Here is a 24,789-nt window from a genome sequence, read left to right on the forward strand (position 1 = left end):
GTAAGTCATTTACTATGGCGGAAGAGATGCTTCGACAAGCTCAGCAGGACGTTCTTCAGAATTCGGTATTGCCCCTGAGAAATGGTTGGCGGACAGTCGTCCACAAAATGAGTGGTTCAGCCTACGGCGTGGCATAGGCGGGCATGGCCACGCTGGACGAGGCCGGGCGTGGGCGGGGGTTGATGGCTCGTCGGAGGCCGTCAGATTCCCTGAATAAAGAGAAATGGGAGTGAGGTGCGCTTACTTCGCGGAGACAGCCGAGGCGCGGGGCTTTGCCCGACGCAGCCGGGCAGCGGGCTGCTCCGACGGCGGCCCTGGGTTTTGCAAAGGTACAACATATCCGTGCCCCATGCACGGTGGGACGGTTCGGCCGCGGGCTGGGGAGTTCGCCCCGGCTTCGTTGGCCATGGCCAGGGGCCAGAACGGCGGCGTGTCAGGGGGCGGGCTCAACGCAAGCCCTGTGCGTGCCCGAACCGCTGCGCGGTTATTTTATTAATTTTACGGACATCTTAATTAAGATTCCTCCTTTTCCTCCGGGGCATGAAACCCTGCCGGAAAAAGGCCCGCGTTGTGCAGCGGTTTCTTCGGTAAGAAGCGCCGCTCGGCCCACTAAGTTCGTTTCACTGGTATTCTGCGAGTAATTGGACAAGTTAACAGTCAATCGGTTGAAGCTGCTGGCGGCCTGGCTGCTCGTTGCGCTGCTGCTGGCGGGGTGCGCGCAGCCGGCCAAGGCGCCGCGCTACCGCATTGGGTTTGCCCAGTGCAGCACCAACGGGCCGTGGCGCAAGGCCATGCTGGCCGGCATGGAGCGGGAGCTGAGCTTCCATCCGGAAGTGCGGTTGCAGATGCTCAATTCGCACGACAACAGCGAATTGCAGAAACGACAAATCCGCGAGCTTATTCAGAGCGGCATCGACTTGCTCATTGTTTCGCCCTACGAGTCGGAGCCCGTGACGCCGGCCGTGGAGGAGGCCTACCGCCGGGGCATTCCGGTGGTGCTGCTGGACCGGCGCACGGCCTCACAAGCCTACACCGCCTTCGTGGGGGCCGATAACCTGGAAGTAGGGCAAACGGCGGCCCGCTACGCGGCCCGCCTGCTGCACGGCCGGGGCAGCATGATGGAAATATTGGGCTCGCCGGGCTCCTCGGCAACTTCGGGCCGGCACGAGGGCTTTGTTGTGGCCCTGCGCGATTATCCAAATCTGCAAGTGGTGAGCCGGGTAACCGGCGACTGGACCGAACGGCTGCCGGAGCCGGCCCTTACCGCCGCGCTGAAGGCCCATCCCGAGGTGTCGCTGATTTTTGCCCACAACGATGGCATGGCGCGCGGGGCCTACCTGATTTGCAAGAAGCTGGGGCGCGACCGGCAAATAAAAATTATCGGGGTGGATGGCCTGGCGAGCGAGGGGGAGGGCATAGAACTGGTGCAGCGGCGCCTGCTCCAGGCCTCGATTCTGTATGCGCCCGGCGGGGAGGACGCCATTCGCACCGCCTTGAAAATCCTGCGCAAACAACCCTTTAAGCGGGAAAATACCTTGGGCACGATGGTCATCGACTCGACCAACGTGCTGACCATGCGGCAGCAAACCGATAAGATGGTGAGCCAGCAGCAGGACATCGAGCAGCAGCAGAGCCTGTTGCAGCGCCTGCGCGCTACCTATGCCAGCCAGCAGGTGGCGCTCTACGTGTCGCTGGCGTCGTTGCTGGTGGCCCTGGCGCTGGGCGCGCTGGCCTGGCACTCGGCCCGCAAAAACCGCCTGATTAACCTGCAACTGGCCTTGCAAAATGCGGAAAACGACAAAATCAACCGCCAGTTGACCCAGCAAAACGCGGAGAATGACAAGATAAACCGCCAGCTGACGGCTCAGAACGAGGAAATCAGCTCGCAGCGCAACCAACTGGAAGTGATGGCCGAGCGCGCCCGCACCGACACCGAAGCCAAGCTGCGCTTTTTTACCAATTTCTCGCACGAGCTGCGCACGCCGCTCACCCTCATTCTGGGGCCGGTGGAGGAATTGCTGAGCAACAGCGCCACGTTCAGCAGCGCCCAGCGGCAGGACCTGAGCCTGGTGCGCCGCAACACCCAGCGCCTGCTGCAGCTGGTGAACCAATTGCTTGATTTTCGGAAGATTGAGGTGGGCAAGATGGCCGTGCACGCCACCGAGGGAAATCTGGTGACGTTTGTGCGCGAAATCGTAGACGCCTTCGAGAAACCCGCCCAGCTGCGCGACGTGCGCCTGCGCTTTCTGGCCGCCGAGCCGGTGCTGACCGCGTGGTTTGACGGCAATATTCTGGATAAGGTGTTCTTCAACTTATTGTCCAACGCCTTGAAATTCACCCCGGACCACGGCCAGATTACCGTCAGCCTGCAGGCTGCCGACCAGGGCCGGGCGCTGCAGGTGAGCGTGGCCGATACCGGCCTGGGCATCAGCGAGCAGGACCGGGGGCACATATTTGAGTGGTTTTACCAGGGCGACCAGGGCGCGGTGGCCAAGGGGTCGGGCATGGGCCTGGCGCTGGCGCAGGGCCTGGTGCGCTTGCACCAGGGCCAGCTTTCGTTCAGCAGCCAGCCGGGCAAGGGCAGCACGTTCACCGTGCGGCTGCCCCGCGAGCTGCCCGAGGCCCTGCGCGCCGACGAGCTGTTCCGGCCCGTGGTTTTCTCGCTGGACGAGCCCGAGCCGCTGGCTGTGGAGGCTGTGGCCGATGTGCTCCCGGCCGAAGCTGCCAGCGAAACCCTGGTGCTGGTGATTGAGGACAACCAGGAGGTGAACGACTTTCTGGTGCGCAAGCTGGGGGCGGCCTACCGGGTGCAGAGCGCCACCGACGGCCATTCCGGCTTCACCATGGCCACCGACCTCATCCCCGACCTGATAGTGTGCGACGTGATGATGCCCGGCCTGAACGGCCTGCAAGTGGTGGCCCAGCTGCGCGCCGACTGGCGCACCTCGCACATTCCGGTGATTATGCTCACGGCCCGCGGGGCGCCCGACCAGCAGGTGGAAGGCGTGCAGGCCGGCGCCGACCTGTACCTGACCAAGCCGTTCAACCCGACGTTTTTGCTGGAGAGTGTGCGCACACTTCTCGCCAACCGGGCCCGCCAGCGCGAGCACTTTCGCCGCGAGCTGAGCGTGGACACGACGGGCGCCACCACCCTGGCCGACCAGAAATTCCTGGCCGACCTCACCGCCATTGTGGAAGCCAACCTGACCAAAACCGACCTGAGCGTGGAAGACGTGGCCCGCAGCCTGGGCGTGTCGCGCATGCAGCTCTACCGCAAAGTAAAGGCCGTGCTGAACACCGGCGTCACCGACTTCATCCAGAGCCTGCGCCTCACCAAGGCCCGCGAGCTGCTGCTCGACGACACCCTCACGATTGCCGAAATTGCCTACGAGCTGGGCTTCTCTTCGCCCTCGTACTTCACGGCCAGCTTCCGCACCCGCTACCAGCTCACGCCATCGAAGTTTCGGACCCTGCACGCTTCGTCGGCGCACTGAAATATTTTCTTGAATCGTGTGCTAAAAGCTACACTCATCCGGTAGGGGTAATCCTTTTTATTTTATTTAAACTGTTGATAATCAAATTGTATATTCGGAATCTGTTTGCTGAACGAAGATTGATACAATTGAGATAGTGATGTGGATTTGAGGCGGTGACATTTGTGGAAAGCTTCTGCAAATATGACCTTGCCGGCCCCAATCGTTTGCATCGGAGAAATGCTCTGGGACGTGCTGCCCACCGGCCGCCAGCCGGGCGGCGCGCCTCTTAGTGCCGCGCTGTACCTGCACCGGCCGGGCCCGCCCGTGCAGCGCACCCGCCGGGTGGGCAACGGCGAACCGGGCCGCGAGCCGCTGGCCTTTGGTGCGCACCAGGGCCTGGCCACCCAGCTCATTCAGCCAAGCCCTGCGCACCTCACGGGCGTGATGAACACGTTGTTGCGGTGCCCCGGCGCGGCTCACACCGTGCTGCCCGGCATTGGCCGCAGCAATGCTTTGCGGGGGGGCCTGCGCACGGGCCTGCTGGCAGGGCACGCCCCCGCCCACTGCCTGCGGGAGGCAAGCGCGGCCGCGCGGGCTCATATACGCTTTTCCGACCACCTGGGCCGTAGTGCGGCGGCAACGCCAGCCGACTCCTTACCCGCGCCCTGACGGGGCGGGCAGCCCGTTTTGCCGCCCATTCACCAACCTAATTTCTTTACTTCCCACCCAACTCACACCAATCCATGTCAACTCCTTTACCATTCTTACCGGGCCCTGGGCCCTTCCGGAAGGTGCTGCTCACGTCTGCGCTGAGTGGCACCTTGCTCACCGGTTTCGGAGCCGCGCAGGCGGCAGCAGGCTTGCGCCTGGTTCCCCAAAAAACGGCCCGGCGCGACATTCCCGTTACGGGCCGCGTCACAAACGCTGCCGGTGAGGGCTTGCCCGGCGTGACGGTGCTCGTGAAAGGCAGCACCACCGGTACCTCCACCGATGTCAACGGGGGCTTCTCGCTGACCGTGCCCGAGGGCAGCACCCTGGTATTTAGCTCGGTGGGTTTTGTGCGGCAGGAAGTGGTTGTGGGCACCACCACCACTTTCAACATCAAACTGGCCGACGACCAGCAGTCGTTGAAAGAAGTAGTAGTGGTGGGCTACGGCACCCAAGCCAAGCAGGACCTGACCACGGCCGTGTCGTCGGTGAGCGGGGCGGCGCTGACTCGCCAGCCCGTGGCTAGCTTCGACCAAGCTTTGCAGGGACAGGCGCCCGGCATTCAAGTGACCAGTAGCTCGGGTGCGCCCGGCGCGGCCTTTAGCGTACGGGTGCGGGGCAGTGCCTCCGTCAGCCTAAACGGCTCGCCGCTGTACGTGATTGACGGCATTCCAATTCTGCCGACTTATAACCAGGAAATCAACAACAACAACCAGCGCCTCAACCCGCTCTCTACCATTGACCCCAACGATATTGAGCGCATCGACGTGCTGAAGGATGGGGCGGCGGCGGCCATTTACGGGCTGCGGGCAGCCAATGGCGTGGTGGTGATTACCACCAAGCGCGGCAAAGTGGGCCAGTCCCAGCTAAGCCTGAACGCTTACTTCGGCCGCCAGTCCCTGCGCAAGAAGCTGGACGTGCTCAATGCCCGGCAGTTTGCCCAGGAATACAACGAGATTCGGACCAATGCCGGCCAGGCGCCCGGCTACCCCGACCTTAACAACCTGCCGCCCTACGACACCGACTGGCAGGACGCCATTTTTCGGTCCGCCAACCAGCAGAACTACCAGCTGAATGCCTCCGGCGGCACCGAGAAAACCCGCTATTACCTGGGCGGCGGCTATTTCAAGCAGGACGGCATCAACATCAACTCGGGGTTTGACCGCTACAACTTCAAAATCAACGTCGACCAGCACATCAACGACCGACTGCGGATTGGCACCAGCCTCAACGCCAGCCGCAGCCACACCAACGGTACGGTGCGCTCGGAGTCGGCGCTGGGCAACTCGGGCACGGTACTGGGCGCTCTGACGCAGATTCCGACCGTGCCGGTGAAAAACCCCGACGGCGTGACGTACGGCACCAACCCCTTCACGCTGAGCGACAACCCGGTGGGCAACCTGCTCGAAACCAGCAACCAAGCCGTGGTGTACCAGCTCCAGAATAACCTGTACGGTGAGCTGGACATTCTAAAGGACCTGACGTTGCGCTCCACGTTTGGCATCGACTACCGAGGCGAGAACGGCAACTCGTTCTACAGCCGAAATTACCCCGGCACGTCGGCCGCCGACCCCTCGACGCGGGGCTCGGCCAGTGTGGGCAACTCGTTTCAGCTGACTTGGATTAACGAGAATACGCTGACGTATAACCGCACCCTCGGCGACCGGCACCACCTCACGCTGCTGGGCGGCGAGTCGATGCAGAGCTACGACCGGGTTACGAACGGCGGCAGCACCAAAGGCTTCCCCTCCAACTCGGTGCCTTACCTCAGTGCCGGCGCCACGGCCAACGGCATTCCCTACAGCTTCGAAGAGCAATGGGCGCTGTTGAGCTATTTCGGCCGTGCCATCTATAACTACGACGAGCGGTACCTGGCCACCGTCAGCTTCCGCACCGACGCCGCCAGCCGCTTCAGTGGTAAAAACCGCTTCGGCTACTTTCCGGCGGCTTCGCTGGGCTGGCGCATCTCGAAGGAGAGTTTCTTCCCTATTCAGAACGTGGTGTCGGATTTGAAACTGCGGTTGAGCTTCGGCGCCAACGGCAACTCGGAAATTAATACGTACAGCCGCTTCTCGACTTACGCACTGGGTTACAACTACCAGGGCAGCGGCTCGGCCATTCTGGGCGGCATTTCGAGCAGCGTGATTGGCAACGACGTGCGCTGGGAAACCACTCGCCAGTACAACGCCGGCCTCGACGTGGGCCTGGCCAACAACCGCATCAACCTCACGCTGGACGTGTACAACAAGCACACTTCGGACCTGCTTACGCAAGTGCCCATTCCGCAGAGCACAGGTGCCGGCACGCTGAGCGTGATTCAGAACGTGGGCTCTATTGAGAACAAGGGCGTAGAGATTGGCCTTGTCACCACCAACGTGACGCCGGAAACCGACGGTTTCGGCTGGACGTCGAACTTCAACGTGACGTTCAACCGCAACAAGGTGCTGGACCTGGGCACCACGGTCGACGCCAATAACCAGCCGATTCCCCGCACCATTGTCGGCGATAACATCGTGCAACCCGGTTCGCCGCTGGGCGCGTTCTACGGCTACCGGGTGGTGGGCATTGTGCAGTCGGACGCCGAAGGCCAGAACCTGCCCAAGCAGAACAGCTTGTCGCCCAAGGCCGGCGATATCCGCTTCGAGGACGTCGACGGCAACGGCGTCATTAATGCCAGCGACCGGGTGGTAATCGGCAACCCCAACCCCAAAGCGTATCTGGGCTTTACCAACAACTTCACCTTTAAGGGGCTGGAAATGAGCGTGTTCTTCCAGAGCTCGGTGGGCAACGACATCTACAACCAGAACCGTACCGTGACGGAAGGCCAGACCACGGCCCTGAACCAGAGCACGGCCGTGCTCAACCACTGGACGCCCACCAACACGAACACCGACATTCCGCGCCCGGTGTTTGGCGACCCCAACGGCAACAACCGCTTTTCGACGCGCTTCGTGGAAGACGGCTCCTACGTGCGCCTCAAGAACCTGACGCTGGCTTACACCATTCCGGCCAGCATCTCGAAACACGCGGCCCTCAAGAACCTGCGCATCTACGGTACGGGCTACAACCTCGTGACCTGGACCAAGTACTCGGGCTACGACCCGGAGTTGAACGCCGACCCGCTCTCGAACACCTCGGTGGGCCGCGACTTCGGTGTGTATCCGCAGGCCCGCACCTACACGGTTGGGCTCAACGCCACTTTCTAATCTTTCGCTCCTGACTTGAATTCCCAATGAAAAAGCTATTTATCCTGTCGATGGGCGGCCTGCTGATGCTGGCCGGCTGTGACTTCCTGCAGAAAGACCCCCTGACCAGCATCACGAACACCAACTTCTTTGGCTCGCCGGATGACGCCGAAGCCAGTATCACGGCCGTCTACGATGCCCTGCAAGGCGCCGGCCTTTACGGCCAGGACTACTACACTATTGGCGAGATGCCGACCGACAACTGCACCAGCGCCAACGGCGACGTGAACGCGCTCCGCACCATTGCCTGGACGCCCGGCACCTCGCAGGTGAGCAACCTGTTCCGGCAGTGCTACCTGGGCATCAACCGGGCCAACGTGGTGCTCAAGTACGTGCCCAACGTGACGATGGACACGACCCGCCGCAGCCAGATTCAGGGCGAGGCCCGCTTTGTGCGGGCGCTGTGCTACTTCAACCTGGTGCGGGCCTACGGCGACGTGCCCCTGCGCCTGCAACCCACCGAAACCAGCCAGCCGTCCGAAATAAACCTGCCCCGCACGGCCGCCGCCGACGTGTACAACCAGGTAGTGGCCGACCTGCAGCGGGCCGCCATTCAGATGCCCGCCTCCAACCCGAACCGGGCCAGCCGCAACGCCGCCAATGCCCTGCTGGCCCGCGTGCAGCTCACCCAGCGCAACTGGGCAGCGGCCCAGACGGCCGCCAACAAGGTAATTGCCAACAATATTGCCCTGAACGCCACCTTCAAGTCGCTGTTTCCCGCCGAGAACAAGGGGGCCGAGTCGCTGTTTGAAATTCAGTATGCCGGCTCGGCCGACGGGGGCAACCTGATTGCCGACGAAGTATTGCCGCTGCCCGTGGCCACTTATTCCTATGCCAAGTTCAACATCCCCACGGCCGAGCTGATTGCTTTTGCCGATACCGTGAACGACCGGCGCTGGGCTTTTAACGCACTGGTACGCAACAGCTCCAACCTGCTGATTGGCCGCGACCACGTGAGCTACATCGATGCCAAAAACATCGGGGTTTCCGGGGCCAATGCCAACGACCGGGGGCCTTTCGTGTACAAGTGGACCAGCATCGGCAACGGCTTCAACTCCGTGGACAACTGCTACGTGCTGCGCTACGCCGAGGTGCTGCTGAGCTACGCCGAAGCCGTGAACGAGCAAACCGGGCCCTCGACCGATGTGCTGGCCAAACTGAACCTGGTGCGCCAGCGGGCCGGCCTGGCCGCCCTCACGCTGAGCTCGGCGCAGGCCGCTACCAAGCAAACCCTGCGCGCCGAGATTGAGCGCCAGCGCCGCCTGGAATTTGCCTTCGAGGGCGAGCGGTGGTGGGACCTGGTGCGCTACGCCCGCCACACCCTGGCCGATGCCAGCGCCACGCACACCATCACGGCCCTGGACCTTATCAACACCAAGCGCGGCAGCCGCGACCAAAACTACCTGGTGTTCCCCATTCCGCAGGCCGAAATCAACACCAACACCCAGCTCAAACAGAACCCTGGGTACTAACCTTAGCTGTCGTTTCGGGGCGGAAGCGGGCGAATGGTGGGAACAGTTTTCTGCTTTTGCCTCGGAGCGACATGCTATCGGCCAGTTAGAGCCGTTTCGAAGTGAGTGTACGTGCGGTCAGTAGCGCGAACGTTGTCGTTCGCGTGCCAGAACGAGCTCGCGGCGCGGGGACGCGAACGACAACGTTCGCGCTACTCTACACCAACCCCGACACCGCGCTAAATTATTTATTCAGTTGAACGTAATGCGGCTGGCGGGCCCGGCAAAAGTTCGCCAGCCGCATTTTTTACCAAGCGCATGAATCCGGTTTCGATATTCCGCTGGGGCACGGCGGCCCTGCTCACACTCGCGCTGCTGCCCGGCCACGGCCAGGCCCGCAAAGGCGCGCCCAAAACCCCAACCAAAACCGCCGGCATCGCCTGCTGGATGACCACGCCCGACCAAACCCAGCTGTTGCAAAGGCAGCCGGGCGCTTTGGCCTTTGCGCCCGCAGCGGCCACCGGCACCGTGATTGAGGTTGACGACAGCCAGCGCTTCCAGCCCATCGACGGCTTTGGCTACTGCCTCACCGGCGGCAGCGCCGAGCTGCTGCACGCCATGAGCCCGGCCCGGCGCACGGCCCTGCTGCGGGAGCTGTTTGGCACCGACGCGCAAGGCATCGGGGTGAGCTACTTACGCCTGAGCATTGGGGCTTCTGACCTCGATGCCCAGGTTTTCAGCTACGACGACCTGCCCGCCGACCAGACCGACCCCGCGCTGGCCAAGTTCAGCCTTGCCGAGGACGAAAAGCACCTCATTCCGGTGCTGAAGGAAATTCTGGCCATCAACCCCGGCCTCAAGCTCCTGGGCTCGCCCTGGAGCCCGCCGACCTGGATGAAAACCAACGGCGCCACCAAAGGCGGCTCGCTCAAGCCGGAATTTTACCCGGCTTATGCCCAGTACTTTGTGAAATACCTGCAAGGGATGAAGAAAGCCGGCATCCGCCTCGACGCCGTTACGGTGCAGAACGAGCCGCTGCACCCCGGCAACAACCCCAGCCTGCTGATGCTGGCCGAGCAACAGGCCGAGTTCATTGGCAAGCACCTGGGGCCGGCGTTCAAGGCGGCGAAGCTGGACACCAAAATCATTTGCTACGACCACAACGCCGACAAGCCGGAATACCCGCTCACGGTGCTCGGCGATGCCACCGCCAACCCGTACGTCGACGGCTCGGCCTTCCACCTCTACGCCGGCCCCATTGAGGCCCTGAGCAAGGTGCACGACGCGTACCCGCAGAAAAACGTCTACTTCACCGAGGAGTGGGTGGGCGCGCGCAGCCCGTTTGCCGGCAACCTGGGCTGGCACGTCAAGAACCTGTTTGTGGGCGCGCCCCGCAACTGGAGCCGCAACGTGCTGGAGTGGAACCTGGCCGCCGACCCGCACCAGAACCCGCACACGCCCGGCGGCTGCAAAGAGTGCCTCGGCGCCATCACGCTGGCCCACGACACGGTGAGCCGCCACGTGGCCTACTACACGGTGGCCCACAGCAGCAAGTTTGTGCGCCCCGGCTCGGTGCGCGTGGCCTCCAGCGCGGTGGCCGGCCTGCCCAACGTGGCCTACCGCACGCCCACCGGCGGCCACGTGTTGCTGGTGCTCAACGACCAGGCCACGCCCCAAACCTTTAGCCTGCGCTACCAGGGCCGCTCCGCGCCCGCCACGCTGCCAGCCGGTGCGGTGGCTACCTACGTGTGGTAGCATGTACATGTACGACTGTGACCTAAAAGGCCGGCCTGCCTCGGCTACGCCCGGCAGGCCGGCCTCGCAATTCTCGGCATGACGTCTCAACGTTCCAATTCCTCCTTCCTCCCAATGAACGTTCCCACCCGCTTTCCCTACTTGGCCGCTTTGTTTCTGGCGCTGCTGCTGGGGGGCTGCAAGAAAGACGCGGAACCGGCCACCCAGCCCAGCACCCCCACCACGCCCAGCACGACGGCCCCGTCGCAGGTAGTTGAGTGGTTGACCACTCCGGATAAGACAACCCTGTTTTACCGGCCCAAAGTCAGCCTGGTTTTTGGAGCCAACACCAACTCGGACCCCACCATTGTGGTCGACACCACCCAGACCTTCCAAACCATGGACGGCTTCGGCTTCACCCTCACCGGGGGCAGCGCCTACGTGCTGAGCCTGATGTCGGCCAGCAGCCGGGCGGCGCTCATCCGCGAGCTGTTTGCGACGGACAGCACTTATGTGGGCGTGAGCTACTTGCGCATCAGCATCGGAGCATCGGACCTGAGCAGCCAGGTATATACCTACGACGACGCCGGCACGCCCGACCCCGGCCTGGCCAATTTTAGCCTGGCCCCCGAGCAGGCCTATTTCATTCCGGTGCTGCGGGAAATTCTGGCGGTAAACCCGGCTGTTAAAATCCTGGGCTCGCCTTGGACGGCGCCGTCGTGGATGAAGTCGAACAACAGCCCCGTTGGGGGCAGCCTGCTGCCGCAGTATTACGATGCCTACGCCCGGTATTTCGTGAAATACGTGCAGGGAATGCAAGCCGCCGGCATTCCCATCGACGCCGTGACGCTGCAAAACGAGCCGCTGAACCCCAACAACAACCCCAGCATGGTGATGACTGCCGCCGAGCAAGCCGCCTTCATCAAGAACAACGTGGGGCCGGCCTTCCGGGCCGCAAACCTGGCCACGAAAATCATTGCCTACGACCACAACCCCGACCAGGCCGGCCTCAACTTCGTGACCTCCGTGCTCAGCGATGCCGCCGCCAGCCCCTTCATCGACGGTTCGGCTTTCCACCTCTACGGGGGCGTCATCGGTTCGCTGGATGGGATTCACAACCAGTTTCCGACGAAGAATGTGTACTTCACCGAGCAGTGGGTGCAGGCGCCCGGCACCACGTCCTTCGGCAGCGACCTGAGCTACCACGTCAATAACCTCGAAATCGGGGCGCCCCGCAACTGGAGCCGCAACGTGCTGGAATGGAACCTGGCCAGCGACCAGAACTATGGGCCGCACACCAACGGCGGCTGCTCGCAGTGCCTGGGCGCGGTCACCATTGCGGGCAATACCGTGACGCGCAACGTAGCCTACTACACGGTGGCCCACAGCAGCAAGTTTGTGCGCCCCGGCTCGGTGCGCGTGGCCACCAACACGCCCACCAACCTGCCCAACGTAGCCTACAAAACCCCCAGCGGCAAGCGGGTGCTGGTGGTTCTGAACAGCGGAGCTACCCTGCAAAACTTTAATATTCAATACAAAGGCAAGGTGGTCAACACTTCGCTCTACGGCGGCTCGGTAGCAACTTACGTATGGTAGGCGGGGCTGCTTTGGCCAGGCCACAGACTTACGGGCGGCCCTGGCTGCTTGCGACGGCCCTGGCGGGCCTCGTTCCCGCCCTCGCTGTTGCGCAACCCGCCGCGGGCCCCATCGGCCAGACGCAGGCCGGGCGGGTGCAAGGCGCGCGCGATACTTCGGGTGTGCTGGTATTCAAAGGCATAGCGTATGCCGAGGCGCCGGTAGGGGAGATGCGCTTCCGCCCACCGCAGCCCCTGCGCCCCTGGGCCGGTGTGCGGCCGGCCACCCGTTTTGGGCCGCGCGCGCCGCAGGGCGGCAACGCCGGACCCCAAGGCGATGAAAACTGCCTGACGCTGAACGTGTGGACGCCCTCGCTGCGCGCCGCCCGGCCCAAGGCGGTGGTGGTGTGGGTGCACGGCGGCGGCTTCACGGGCGGCTCGGGCGATGACTTTCCGGGTCAGAATTTTGCGCGCCGCGACAGCATGGTGGCCGTGAGTCTCAACTACCGGCTGGGCGCGTTCGGCTTTTTGCAGCTGGGCCGCCAGGTGGGGGCTGCCTACCGGCCGGCCGGCAACGCGGGCCTGCTCGACGTGGTGGCGGCCCTGCGCTGGGTGCACCACAACATTGCCGCCTTCGGTGGCGACCCCGGCCGCGTGACGGTGATGGGCGAGTCGGCCGGGGCCAAGCTGGTGAGCGCCGTGCTGGCCGCGCCCGCCGCCGACGGCCTGTTTCAGCAGGTGATTCTGGAAAGCGGCGGCACGCAGGCCGTGCGCGACACCGCCACCGCCGCCACCGTGACGGCGCGGCTGCTGGCCGCCCTGGGCCTGCGCCCCGACCAGGCCGCGCAGCTGCTCACGCTGCCCGCCGCCGACATCATCCGGGCCCAGCAGCAGCTGGCGGCCGGGCCTGGGGGGCTGCAGCTGTTTGGCCCCGTGCTCGATGGCAGCACCATTCCCGAAGCCCCCTTGGCGCACCTGGCCCGCCCCGGCCGGCCCAGTGTGCGCGCCCTGGTTGGCACCAACCGCGACGAAGCCGGCCTGTTCATGGGCTTCTGGCCCGCGTTGAAAACGCCCAACCCGGGTGTGCTCACCGAGCTTTTCGGCGCCAACGGCGACCGGGTGTGGCGCGCCTACGAGCAGGCGCAGCGCACCCAGCCCGCCGACCAGGCCTGGCTGCGCATCACCACCGACTACCTCTACCGGCTGGCCTCGTACCGGCTGGCGGGCGCGCTGGCCCAGGCCGGCCACGCGGTGTGGCTGTATCGGTTCGACTACCGGACGCCCGGCGGCAACGGGCCGGTGCACGCCCAGGAGTTGGGCTACGTATGGAACACGCTGGGGCCCAAGGCGGCGCGCTCGCCTGCGAGCCGGGCACTGGCCCGCCAAATGCACGGGCGCTGGGTGCGCTTCATCGCGGGGGGCGCGCCGGGCCCGGCGTGGCCCGCCTACGAGCCGAAGCGCCCCCAGGCCATGGTGTTCGACTCGGTGAGCCGGGCCCGGCCGCTGCCCGCGCCTTATGAGGATGCGGCCTTTCCCAACCAGGCTTTTCGGCTCTGATTCCACGATTTTTCTTCTATCCCACGCTTTTATTTAAGAACTTATCATGCTGTCCTTCTCCAATACGCTGCCCGCGCTGCTGCTCACGGCCCTCGCGCCGGTGGCGGCCAGCGCCCAAATGGCCGCCGCGCTGGCCGAGCCGGTCGGGTATTCGGCCGCGGGCAAAAGCGCGCGGGTGTACACCACCGCCCAGGGCACCGGGCAGCACCTGACGGCCGGCGCCGCGTTGTCGTTTCAGCCGTCGGCGCAGCCCCTCGAAACCCAGGTGTGCGTGTTCGTGGACCCCTCCAAAACCTTCCAGACCATGCTCGGCATCGGCGGGGCGATAACCGACGCTTCGGCCGAAACCTTTGCCAAGCTGCCCAAGGCGCAGCAGCAGGAATTCTTGAAGGCCTACTACAGCCCGACCGACGGCATCGGCTACACGCTGGCCCGGACCAGCATTGCCAGCTCCGATTTTTCGAGTGGCAGCTACGATTACGTGGCCGATAACGACGCGGCCCTCAAGACGTTCAGCGTGAAGCACGACGAGCAGTTTCGCATTCCGCTCATCAAGCAGGCCACGGCGGCGGCGGGCGGCAGGCTGCCCCTGTTTGTGAGCCCCTGGAGCCCGCCCGCCTGGATGAAGGACAACCACGACCGGCTGCACGGGGGCCACTTGCTGCCAAAATACCGCCAGGCCTGGGCCGACCATTACGTGAAGTTCATCAAGACCTACGAGCAGCTGGGCCTGCCCATCTGGGGCCTCTCGGTGCAGAACGAGGCCATGGCCACCCAAAAATGGGAGTCGTGCCTGTACACCGGCGAGGAGGAGCGGGATTTCATCAAAAACTTCCTCGGCCCGACGCTGGCCAAGGGCGGCCTGGGCACGAAGAAGCTCATTGCCTGGGACCACAACCGCGACCTGGTGTACCAGCGCGCCAGCACCGTGCTCGACGACCCCGACGCCGCCAAGTACGTGTGGGGCATCGGCTACCACTGGTACGAAACCTGGACCGGCAGCCCCATGCTCTTCGACAACGTGCGCCGCACCCACGAGGCCTACCCCAACACCAACCTGATTTTTACGGAAGGCTGCGTGGAGAAATTCAGATTCGACCAGGTGAACGAGTGGCGGCTGGGCGAGCGCTACGGCAACTCCATGATTAACGATTTCAACGCCGGCACCGTGGGCTGGACCGACTGGAACATCCTGCTGGACGAAACCGGCGGCCCCAACCACGTGGGCAACTTCTGTTTCGCCCCCATCATTGCCGATACTAAAACCGGCAAGCTCATCTACACCAACGCTTATTATTATATCGGCCATTTTTCCAAGTTCATCCGGCCCGGCGCCAAGCGCGTGTCCAGCACCAGCACCCGCGGCTGGCTGCAGGCCACCGCCTTCCGCAACCCCGACGGCAAGGTGGCCGTGGTGGTGATGAACAGCGGCGACAAGCCCCAGGAGTTTCAGCTCTGGATAAAAGGGCAGGCGGCGGCCACCACCAGCCCGGCGCATTCCATTGCTACCTACGTGATTGACTAAACGGGCAACCTCACCCTCGGCCCCTCTCCCGCGGAGAGGGGAGCCTGACGATGGCAGACGGTCGCGCCGCCGTGGCTCCCCTCTCCGCGGGAGAGGGGCCGGGGGTGAGGTTAGTCAAGCGCTGCAAATCCCTGTTTTTCCCATCCCACCCGCGCATGAAGCTTCTGCCCGCCGCTTTCCTCGTCCTGCTTTCCCTCGCCACGCAAGCCCAAACGCCGTTTCTCCACGCCGACGGGCCCAAAATCGTGGATGCGCAAAACCACGAAGTGCTGCTGCAAGGCATGAACCTGGGCGGCTGGCTGTTGCAGGAAGGCTACATGATGAAGCCCGGCTACGGCGGCACCCAGGGCTCGGTGAAAAAGGTGCTGTACGGCGCGGGCCTGACCGACGCGGCCGTGGAGAAGTTCTACCAGCAGTACCGCGACAACTTCATCACCAAAACCGACATCGACTTCATTGCCCAGCAGGGGTTTAACTGCATCCGGCTGCCGCTGCACTACGACCTGTTTCTGACCGAGAAGCAGCGGGCGGTGCGCAACGGCGTCATCCGGGGCACGGTGCCGTATGCTGATTATGTGGCGAAGCTGAAAGAATGGCAGCAAAAAGGCGAGCTGTTTCGGGAGCCGCAAAAACTGGAAGCTATTCGCATCATTGACAAGACCCTGGCCTGGTGCGCGGCCAACAAGATGTACGTGGTGCTCGACCTACACGCCGCGCCCGGCGCCCAGGGCACCGATTCCAACATTTCCGATGCCTTGCAGCCGCTCGACTTCTGGAAGGAGCCCGTGTACCAGGACATCACCAACGGGCTGTGGGCTGTGCTGGCGCGGCGCTACAAGAACGACAGCCGCATTGCGATGTACGACCTCGTGAACGAGCCCAACCACGTGCCCGGCGACAACCCGCCCATCCAGGCCATGCTGGAGCGGCTCATCAACACGGTGCGCGCCACCGGCGACCAGCACCTGCTGCTGCTCGAAGGCAACGGCTACGGCAACAACTACAACGCCATCGAGCGCCGGACCTTCACGCACCCCGAAAACCTGGTGTACAACGCCCACCGCTACAACATGGCCAAGTACCCGCTCAGCAACGCGCCCGATGCCAGCAACCCCGACGCCAACCAGCTCGGCACCATCGGCAACCTGCTGCGCTTCCGCGAAACCCAGAACGTGCCGGTGTGGGTGGGCGAAACCGGCGAAAACACGCCCGTGTGGATGGGCGAAGCCGCTCGCAACCTCAACAGCGCCGGCATCGGCTGGTGCCAGTGGACCTACAAGCGCTTCAACGACAAGCCCATTGCCGCCCTGCTGCGCATCAAGCCGCCCTACCTGGTCGATGTGAAAAGCGCCGCCGAGCTGCCGCAGATTCTGGAGAATATTCGGTTCAAAAACTGCCTGCCGAACCCGGATGTCATTGCCGCGCTAAAGGCGGAGTTGAAGAAGTGAGATAGGAAAATTGAATTGGAAAAGAGGAAGAAGAACGTCATGCTGAGCGTAGCCGAACCGTAGGTCGCCGTAGGCAAGCATCTCTACCGAGGCACTAATTCATTCGCTGCAACGATTGAAGCCGGAAATCTTCGCGGCATGGTTTGGTGAGTGCCAGGCCACGAAGCGGTAGAGATGCTTCGACTACGCTCAGCATGACGTTCTGGCATTTTCCGGATTGAAACCCGAATCCAAGCATGAAAAACCTGCTGCTCCTGCTGGTGCTGCTGCCCGGCAGTCGCCAGCTCACGGCCCAGACTGCCCCACCGCCCGCCAGCCGTGTCGTCGTCACCTACCTCGATTCCAAGCTGCTGCGCGGCAACCCCGGCGGCGAAAACCCGCGCCGCCGGGTGAGCGTGTACCTGCCCGCCGGCTACGACGCCGCCCCCCGGCAGCGCTACCCGGTGCTGTACTACCTGCACGGCTTCACGTGGAATGACAGCCTGATTTTCAACCAAGACGGCATGAAAGCCCTGCTCGACCAGGCCATTGCCGAGAAGCAAATCCGACCCCTAATCGTGGTGGTGCCGAATGAGCAGACGCGCTTTGGCGGCAGCTGGTACGTCAACTCGGCCACCAACGGGCCCTGGGCCGACTTCACGGCGCACGAGCTGGTGACGTTCATCGACGGGCAGTTCCGGACGCTGGCCCGGCCCGGCAGCCGGGGCCTGGCCGGCCACTCCATGGGCGGCGGGGGCACGCTGCGGCTGGCCCTGCAATACCCCGGCAACTGGGCCGCCGCCTACGCGCTGAGCCCGGCCCTGGCGGGGCCGCACCCCAGCTACCTGCCCGGGCCGGGGCTGCCCACGGCCCTGCGCGCCACCGGCCCGGCCGGCTTGCAAAGCAGCCACCCGGCGCAGTCCACGGTGGCGGTCGCGCGCGCCTTTTCGGCGAACCCGAAAGCGCAGCCGTTTGGGGCTGACCTGCCCGGCTCGCTGGGCGCCGACAGCCTGGCCCGGCGCGATGCCGCGCTGGCGCGCTGGGTGGCGGGCACGCCCACCTACCTGCTGCCCACCCATACCGCCGCCCTGCGCCAGCTGCGGGCCCTGGCCTTTGACTGGGGCGCGCAGGACGAGGTGCGCCACATTCCGCCCACCTGCCGCACGTTCAGCCAGTGGCTCGCGGCTTTTGGCATTCCCCACACGGCCGAGGAATACGAAGGCACGCACGGCAGCCGCATCATGGGGCACGACGGGCGAATGTTCCAGCACGTGCTGCCGTTTTTCGACAAGTATCTGGATTTTCAGCCCTAGTATTAGCCAAAAATTCGCCTCTTGGCTTCTCCCGAACCCCTTCCATGCGCTACTTCTGCCCCCTGCTTCTGCTGGCTTTTGCGATGAAGCTGACCGCCGCGCCCGCCGCCAAGCCGCCGAAGAAACCGGTGGTCATGCTGTTCGTGGGCAACAGCTATTTCCACGGCGCCAAGCCGCCGATGCTCAACTACAACGCGGCCGCCATTACCGACGAGAACTTCACGCCCGACCGCCAGGGGCAGCGCCGCCGCATGTACGTGAACGAGCCCGGGCCCTGGGGCGGCGTGCCCGGCATCTTCAAAAAGCTGACCGACGAAGCCGGCCTGAACTACGAAGTGCACATCGAAGCCATCAGCGGGCAAACCCTGAAGTTCCACTACGACAGCGCCTTGGCCATCATCCGGCAGCCGCGCTGGAACAAGGTCATCATGCACGACCTGAGCACCGGGCCGCTGCCCAGCCGCCGCGGCGGGCAGCCTGAACGGTTTCGGGAATACGCCACCAAACTCGAGCAGGCCATCCACGCGGCCAACCCCGCCGCCCAGGTGTACTTCTATGAAACCTGGGCCGGTGCGTCGTCAAACTACCCGCCTAACTCTGCTTACGCCGGCTTGCCACTCGACTCGATGACCCAGGACTTGCATCATGCGTATTATGGCCTGGCGCAGCAGAACGGCCATTTTGCCGGCGTGGCCCCGGCCGGCGATGCCTGGCTGCGCGCCATCAAAGCGGGCCTGGCCATGCCCAATCCTTACGCTCCCGAGCCCGACAAAATGAACCTCTGGGAAGCCGACCACCGCCACCCCAGCCGCTGGGGCGCTTACCTCAGCGCCTGCGTCGTGTTCGGCGAAATCACCAGCCGCGACCCACGCAAACTGGGCCCGGCCGAAGAGGCAGCGGCCACCCTCGGCATCACGCCCACGCAGGCTACCGCTTTGCAACGCATTGCATACGAGCAGCTTCGGGCCGCCGGCCATGCCCCGCGCAGCCAAGGGAAAGACCGGAAAGCCACCGGCGCAAGGCAATAACCGGCGTTTCTTTGCGCAAGAGCTTGCCAGCTGCGGCTCTTGCGCAAAGAAACACCCGGGCATCATGTCGCTGAACTCCGAAATACCACCGCTCTCGACGCCACCGCTGACCACCGTCCTTTTCGATTTGGACGACACCTTATTCGACCATATTGCCACGGCCCGAGCCTCGCTGCGGACCAGTGCCGCGCCGCTGCCGTTTTTTCAGACGGTTGATTTTGAGTCTTTTTATCAGCTTTATAGTGAGTTGCTCGAGGAGTATCATGTCCTGCTGATGGCCGGGCGCTACTCCTACGAAGAGGCCCGGCGCCGGCGCTTCGAACGCCTCCTGGCGCCGTATTGGCCGGCCGCCACCGCGTCGGAAATCGACGATTTTGTGCGGGCCAACCACACGCATTACCCCCTGATGCGCCAGCCCGTGGCCGGTGCCGTGGCGCTGCTGCACGCCCTGAAACCGCACTACCGCATCGGCGTCGTGACCAACAACCGCACGGCGGAGCAAGAAGACAAACTCCGTTTTCTGGGAATGACGGACTTGGTCGATGCCCTCGTTACGTCCGAAGAAGTGGGCGTGCCCAAGCCCAGCCCGCGAATTTTCGAAGTCGCCCTGGAGCGCCTGCAGGCCCGCGCCGAAGAAACCGTATTGGTCGGCGATAACTGGCAGGCCGACGTGCTGGGCGCGCTGGCGGTTGGCATTCGCCCGGTGTGGCTCAACCGGTTGGGCGTGGCCCGGCCACTGCCGCACGTCACCGAAATCACCAGCTTCGAACCCCTGGAAGATGCGTTGCAAAAGATTATCAACGCGAAATAGGAGCCTGGTTTGACGCAGGGCAACCACCGCCAACAGGTAGGAAATATCCGTTCAACCGTTCTTTGGCTTCAGAAATTCTCACCCCACCGCTTCTCCTCATGCAGATTATCGAGCGCAGCCGCGTTTTCAACGGCCACTACAAAGTCAACCAGCTAATAGTGCAGGACGGCGACCACCAACTCAAGCGCGAGCAGTTTGCGCCCGGCAAGGCCGTGGCCGCGCTGGTTTACGACACGGCCCGGCAGGTATACGTCCTCACCCGCCAGTTCCGCATCGGCCCGGAAGCGGAAATTCTGGAAATTGCCGCCGGCATGATTGACGGCGACGAAGCCCCCGAAACCGCCGTGCGCCGCGAGATTCACGAGGAGCTGGGCTACGAAATCGACAAGCTGGAAGAAATTGTGTGCATTTGGCCCTCGCCCGGCACCAGCTCCGAGGAAATCACCGTGTACTACGCCGAGGTGAGCCACCGCCCCGGTGCTGGCGGCGGGCTGGCCGAAGAACACGAGCACATCGAAATGGTGGAGCTAAGCTGGGAGGCGCTAATAGCCGAGCCGTTGCGCGATGCGAAGACCTTTATTGCCGTGCAGTGGGTGCGGCTGCGGCGGTAGGAGCACCGTGCCACGGCGTCATCGTCTCGGCGTGGAGCAGCAGTGCCTCCGCCAGCGGGCTGACGGATAAATCCACGAAACGCACGCGGTAGTGCAGTTCCTCCGGCGTTTCTACCTCGCGGCTGCCGAAACGGATGACGCGGCGCAGGCGCTGGGCGTTGCGCCAGTCGCCCAGGGCCACGGCGTTGCCGAAGGCGAAAGCGTTGGCTGGGATGCTGTAGCCCAGAATCAGCGGGCCGCTGTCGACGTCGCCTGCGCTGGTTTCGTAGCTGCCGGCCCGCTCGTGGTAGAGGCGAATGGCGCCGAAATTGGTGCTGAACTGCTCTTGGTAGCGCTGGTATTGTTCGGCGGCGTAGGCCGGGGCAAAGCGGCAAAGGAAGAAAATGCTCCAGCCCAGGTGGGAGCCGCGCGGTTCTTCCGCTTCCTGGTGGCGGGTGGCGGGCTTGGAGAGCAGTAGGCCTGTTTTGGGGTCGGTGAGGTGCTGGCGAGCGTAAGCAACCCATTGCTGGCAAAAGGCCCGGTAAGGACTGCCAGTCAGTTCGCTGTGGAGTTGCAGCGAGGCCAGGGCCACGGTATTATCGGGTATCCACACGCCGCCGGGGTAAGATGCCAGGCAGTGGTTGGGTGCGGTGGCGAGCTGGCGGTGCAGGGTGGCGGAGAGAGAATCGTGCAGGGCCCGGTAAGGCGATGCGGAGTCAAGCAGACGGTGGCAACCCAGCATCAGGTTGAGGTGGCCGAGGTAGAGCACCGAGGTTATCGAGTCGGCTTCAATAGCCGCGTTTGGGTTGCGAAATGCCCTGGCACCGCTGCCCGCCAGCATTTTGCCAATGGCCAGCTGGGTGTAATGCGCAGCTTCGGGCCGGAAGGTACTATCCAACTGCGCCATGTTCGTGAAAGCATACACCGCATACGACAGCGAAAACAGGGACCATTCGGCATTCCCCAACGCCGTCAATTCCGAGGCTTCCGCTTCTGGCGTCCGAATGATGCGTTCCAGGTAATGAGCTTTTCGGCGCAGTGCTGCTGGGTTGGGATAATGGTAAGTGGGCCAGCTCAGGGCCACCCATAGCCCCAGCAGCAAGCCACTGAAAACGAGGAAAAAGGTACGCTTCACGCAGTTTCAGCTTGGATAAAGAGCATAGGTGCCGGGCGGCGAAATCCGGCGCTTCCAAAAAACAAAACCCCAGCGGGGCGACCATTCATCGGATGAGTGCCGCCCCGCTGGGGTCAATGAGCTGCCCATCGAAATTATTCCGCTGTGGCCGCCGGCAGCGCCAGGGTGTAATCAAACGTCTGATACAGCTTGGCGTCGCGGATGCTTACGTTCAACTCCTGAGGCTCCATTTTGGGGAACGGAATGACGGCTTTGGCCTGGTAGAGGTCGCGGCCGAAGAAACGGCCGGTGCCGTGGGGCGGCGTGTGGGCGAAAATTTCCTTGCCGGTTTTGTCGGTGACGGTAAGGGTCAGGTTGCCCAAATCAGCATTTTTAGGGCCCTGGCGGTGAATGGTGACCACCAAGGCACCGCCCGCTGGAATGGCCGCTACCCGGCGCTGGTAGGTGGTGTCGGCCCAGTCGTGCAGCTTCTTGAGGGCACTGATTTCGGTGAGCATGTCGGCGTAGGAACGGTAGCCGAGGCGAGTGAAGGAGCCGTCGACATCCTGCTCTTCGTCGGTGTTTTTGGTTACGTTCTGCACGTAGGGCGACTCCGAATCCCTTTGGGCGAAGGTGTAGCGCTTGCGGCCTTTGGCGGCTTTGCCGGTGGGCTGGGCCAGGGCAGTGCCGGCGCACAGGCCCAGCAAGGCCAGCACGAGAAAATGACGGGTCAGAAAAAGCATGTTGGGGAAGGTAGCGGGCTTGCTATACGGGACGGGAAAGAAAATAAATTCGGGCCGACAAAGTAACGGGGTACGGCCCAAAGTAACGGAAGTGCCGGGTACTGAAATTGGACTGCATGGCGGTGGCGCAACTTGACGTAAGGGTAATGCGACCGTAATCAAGCCATAATGGGAAAGCTTGAACTTTGAAAGCAGGATTTTCACTGGGTCTAACCTTTTCCGCCATGTATTTCCCGACCTTGATTTTGGGGCTGCGCCGCCTGGGGCGCTGGCTCGTCTACGAGTTGTTTCAGTTGGCGCTGTGGGCGGCGTTTGGGCTGCACACGCTGGGGAGTTTACGGTCGGCGTTTGGGGGCGGGGGCGTGCTGGCCGGGCGGCACGGCGGACCGGCCATCCGGCCGCGCCGCAGTGCCGGGACCGCGCGGGGCGGCCGGTTCACCCAAGCCGCTGCCGCGTGAAGAGCGCGCCCATTGCCTTGAACGAAAGCGAAATAAGTGCCCTGCGCGTCCGGTCCCGTCGCAAGCGCCGGGTGCAGGTGGCCGTTATCAGCGACGTGCACCTGGGCACCTACGGCTGCCACGCCACCGAGCTGCTGCGCTACCTCAAAAGCATCCGGCCGCAGGTGCTGGTGCTCAACGGCGACATTGTGGACATTTGGCAGTTTAGCAAAAACTACTGGCCGCCGGCCCACATGCGGGCGGTGCGCTACCTGGCCGGTTTGGCCGCCAAGGGCGTCAAAATTCACTACCTGACCGGCAACCACGACGAGCTGCTGCGCAAATTCGCCGGCCTGAAGCTGGGCAATTTTCGCCTTGCAAACAAGCTGGTGCTCGACCTGCCCCACGGCCGCACCTGGCTGTTTCACGGCGATGTGTTCGACGTGACCATGCGGCACTCGCGCTGGCTGGCCAAGCTCGGCGGCCACGGCTACGACTTGCTGATATTGATAAACCGCTTTGTGAACTACGTGCTGGCCAAAGGCGGCCGGCCCCGCGTGGCCCTGAGCAAGCTGGTGAAAGAGCGGGTGAAAACGGCCGTGGCCGCCGTGAGCAACTTCGAGGCAACGGCCGCCGCCATTGCCGCCGACGAAGGCTACCGCTATGTGGCTTGCGGGCACATTCACCAGCCCGAAATCAAAACCCTGAACACCGAAAAAGGGGAGGTGACTTACCTGAATTCCGGCGATTGGGTGGAGAATTTAACGGCCTTGGAATACACGCCCGCAGCCGGCTGGCAGCTTTACTATTATAACGACGACCCGGCCATGCAGCAAACGGCCGAAACGGAAGCCGCCGATGCGGCCGAAGCACTCGCCGACGCCGACCCGGCCGCGCTGCTGGAGGGATTATTAGCCGAGTTTAAGATGAAGGCGTAAGCAGTTACTATTACGAAAGAACGTCCTGCTGACCGCAGGCGAAGCAGGACGTTCTTGCAATTCAATTCAGATTTCCATTAGATGGCCCGCATACTTTACGCCATTCAGGGCACCGGCAATGGCCACCTCAGCCGCGCCCTCGACGTGGTGCCCCTGCTGCAGAGCCGCTGCGACCGGCTGGATGTGCTGGTGAGCGGCCCGCCCGCCGACCTGCCGCTGCCCTTTGCGGTGAAATACAAGGCGCAGGGCATGGGCTTTGTGTTCGGCAAAAAGGGCGGCATCAACTTCGTGAAGACGTTTGTGCAGTTCAATTCGGCCAAGTTCCTGCACGAGGTGCGGCACCTGCCGGTGGAAGACTACGACCTGGTCATCAGCGACTTCGAGCCGGTGAGCAGCTGGGCCTGCAAGTTGCGCCACGTGCCTTGCGTGGCCCTCAGCCACCAAAGCGCCGTGCTGCACCCCGCCGCCCCGCGGCCCGACAAGGAAGACCCTGCCGGCCGGGCCGTTCTCAAACACTATGCGCCCAGCACGGCGCAGTACGGCTTTCATTTCCAGCGCTATGCTCCGGAAATTTTCACGCCTGTGATTCGGCAGCAGGTGCGCGAGCTGAGCCCCACCAACGAGGGCCACTACACGGTGTACCTGCCGGCCTACGAGGAGGAAATTCTGGTGGAACGGTTGCAGCATTTGAGCCGTAGCATTCGCTGGGAGGTGTTCAGCAAGCACAGCCACGAGGCCGCCAAATACGGCAACGTGCGCGTATGGCCCGTGAGCGGCCCCGACTTTCTCGACAGCCTGTCCCGCGCGGCCGGGGTGCTTTGTGGGGCGGGTTTCGAAACGCCCGCCGAAGCGCTTTACCTCGGCAAAAAGCTGCTCGTGATGCCCATGAAGCAGCAATACGAACAGCAATGCAACGCCGCCGCACTGGCCAAAATGGGCGTGCCCGTCATCAAAAATTTTAAAGACAAGAACCTCGACAAAGTAGACCAGTGGCTGAATAACGCCGAAATCGTGCCCGTGAATTATCCTGACCAAACGGCCGCCGTAATTGATAAGCTGCTGCGGGAGCAATTGCAGCAGAATAGCGTTAGGACAGCCAAGCGCCATCATTAGAACGT

General features: G+C 63.3%; 18 protein-coding genes. 16 read left to right on the forward strand and 2 right to left on the reverse strand.

Going from position 1 to position 24,789, the window contains the following annotated elements:
• The first annotated feature begins 641 nt into the window (after positions 1 to 641).
• The 13 genes from JKL48_RS08090 to JKL48_RS08150 all read left to right on the forward strand — a co-directional run bounded on the left by JKL48_RS08090 (position 642) and on the right by JKL48_RS08150 (position 20,460).
• The gene (locus JKL48_RS08090) at positions 642 to 3,494 is read left to right on the forward strand and encodes a substrate-binding domain-containing protein (protein WP_201981153.1); all 2,853 of its coding nucleotides are present in this window, start codon (positions 642 to 644) and stop codon (positions 3,492 to 3,494) included.
• A gap of 183 nt (positions 3,495 to 3,677) precedes the next feature.
• Complete coding sequence (locus JKL48_RS08095; RefSeq protein WP_201981156.1) at positions 3,678 to 4,145, forward strand: carbohydrate kinase family protein; 468 nt, start codon at positions 3,678 to 3,680, stop codon at positions 4,143 to 4,145.
• A 74-nt stretch (positions 4,146 to 4,219) separates the two neighbouring features.
• Positions 4,220 to 7,390 (forward strand): SusC/RagA family TonB-linked outer membrane protein, encoded by a 3,171-nt coding sequence (locus JKL48_RS08100; RefSeq protein ID WP_201981159.1) that lies wholly within the window; start codon positions 4,220 to 4,222, stop codon positions 7,388 to 7,390.
• A 26-nt stretch (positions 7,391 to 7,416) separates the two neighbouring features.
• The gene (locus JKL48_RS08105; RefSeq protein WP_201981162.1) at positions 7,417 to 8,901 is read left to right on the forward strand and encodes a RagB/SusD family nutrient uptake outer membrane protein; all 1,485 of its coding nucleotides are present in this window, start codon (positions 7,417 to 7,419) and stop codon (positions 8,899 to 8,901) included.
• Positions 8,902 to 9,198: 297 nt separating this feature from the next.
• Complete coding sequence (locus JKL48_RS08110; protein WP_201981165.1) at positions 9,199 to 10,635, forward strand: glycoside hydrolase family 30 protein; 1,437 nt, start codon at positions 9,199 to 9,201, stop codon at positions 10,633 to 10,635.
• 114 nt (positions 10,636 to 10,749) lie between these two features.
• Positions 10,750 to 12,210 (forward strand): glycoside hydrolase family 30 protein, encoded by a 1,461-nt coding sequence (locus tag JKL48_RS08115; RefSeq protein WP_201981167.1) that lies wholly within the window; start codon positions 10,750 to 10,752, stop codon positions 12,208 to 12,210.
• Positions 12,211 to 12,221: 11 nt separating this feature from the next.
• Positions 12,222 to 13,745, forward strand: coding sequence for a carboxylesterase/lipase family protein (locus tag JKL48_RS08120; RefSeq protein ID WP_201981169.1), 1,524 nt, complete (start codon positions 12,222 to 12,224; stop codon positions 13,743 to 13,745).
• 46 nt (positions 13,746 to 13,791) lie between these two features.
• The gene (locus JKL48_RS08125) at positions 13,792 to 15,270 is read left to right on the forward strand and encodes a glycoside hydrolase family 30 protein (RefSeq protein ID WP_201981172.1); all 1,479 of its coding nucleotides are present in this window, start codon (positions 13,792 to 13,794) and stop codon (positions 15,268 to 15,270) included.
• Positions 15,271 to 15,425: 155 nt separating this feature from the next.
• Positions 15,426 to 16,718, forward strand: a complete 1,293-nt coding sequence (locus tag JKL48_RS08130) for a glycoside hydrolase family 5 protein (RefSeq protein ID WP_201981174.1) — start codon at positions 15,426 to 15,428, stop codon at positions 16,716 to 16,718.
• Positions 16,719 to 16,954: 236 nt separating this feature from the next.
• A complete protein-coding gene (locus JKL48_RS08135) occupies positions 16,955 to 18,010 on the forward strand; it encodes an alpha/beta hydrolase (protein WP_201981176.1) in 1,056 nt (351 codons plus the stop codon).
• Positions 18,011 to 18,054: 44 nt separating this feature from the next.
• A complete protein-coding gene (locus JKL48_RS08140) occupies positions 18,055 to 19,038 on the forward strand; it encodes a hypothetical protein (protein ID WP_201981177.1) in 984 nt (327 codons plus the stop codon).
• Positions 19,039 to 19,102: 64 nt separating this feature from the next.
• Positions 19,103 to 19,849 (forward strand): HAD family hydrolase, encoded by a 747-nt coding sequence (locus JKL48_RS08145; protein WP_201981178.1) that lies wholly within the window; start codon positions 19,103 to 19,105, stop codon positions 19,847 to 19,849.
• 62 nt (positions 19,850 to 19,911) lie between these two features.
• Positions 19,912 to 20,460, forward strand: a complete 549-nt coding sequence (locus JKL48_RS08150) for an NUDIX domain-containing protein (protein ID WP_236668675.1) — start codon at positions 19,912 to 19,914, stop codon at positions 20,458 to 20,460.
• On the opposite strand, the gene JKL48_RS08155 is transcribed toward JKL48_RS08150, so the two are convergent.
• Together JKL48_RS08155 and JKL48_RS08160 are read right to left on the reverse strand one after the other, a co-directional pair.
• Positions 20,426 to 21,574, reverse strand: coding sequence for a hypothetical protein (locus tag JKL48_RS08155; protein WP_201981179.1), 1,149 nt, complete (start codon positions 21,572 to 21,574; stop codon positions 20,426 to 20,428). The genes JKL48_RS08150 and JKL48_RS08155 overlap by 35 nt on opposite strands.
• A 134-nt stretch (positions 21,575 to 21,708) precedes the next feature.
• Positions 21,709 to 22,296 carry a hypothetical protein gene (locus JKL48_RS08160; RefSeq protein ID WP_201981181.1) on the reverse strand — a complete coding sequence of 196 codons (588 nt, stop codon included), beginning with the start codon at positions 22,294 to 22,296 and terminating at the stop codon, positions 21,709 to 21,711.
• A 224-nt stretch (positions 22,297 to 22,520) separates the two neighbouring features.
• On the opposite strand from JKL48_RS08160, the gene JKL48_RS08165 reads away from it, so the two are divergent.
• The 3 genes from JKL48_RS08165 to JKL48_RS08175 all read left to right on the forward strand — a co-directional run bounded on the left by JKL48_RS08165 (position 22,521) and on the right by JKL48_RS08175 (position 24,784).
• Entirely contained in the window at positions 22,521 to 22,754 is a 234-nt protein-coding gene (locus JKL48_RS08165; protein WP_201981183.1) for a hypothetical protein, read from the forward strand.
• Positions 22,751 to 23,671, forward strand: a complete 921-nt coding sequence (locus JKL48_RS08170; protein ID WP_317191907.1) for a UDP-2,3-diacylglucosamine diphosphatase — start codon at positions 22,751 to 22,753, stop codon at positions 23,669 to 23,671. The genes JKL48_RS08165 and JKL48_RS08170 overlap by 4 nt, the downstream gene beginning before the upstream one ends.
• An 81-nt stretch (positions 23,672 to 23,752) precedes the next feature.
• Complete coding sequence (locus JKL48_RS08175; RefSeq protein ID WP_201981186.1) at positions 23,753 to 24,784, forward strand: glycosyltransferase family protein; 1,032 nt, start codon at positions 23,753 to 23,755, stop codon at positions 24,782 to 24,784.
• Positions 24,785 to 24,789 lie beyond the last annotated feature (5 nt).

The organism is Hymenobacter rubidus (assembly GCF_016734815.1).
Lineage (GTDB): Bacteria > Bacteroidota > Bacteroidia > Cytophagales > Hymenobacteraceae > Hymenobacter > Hymenobacter rubidus.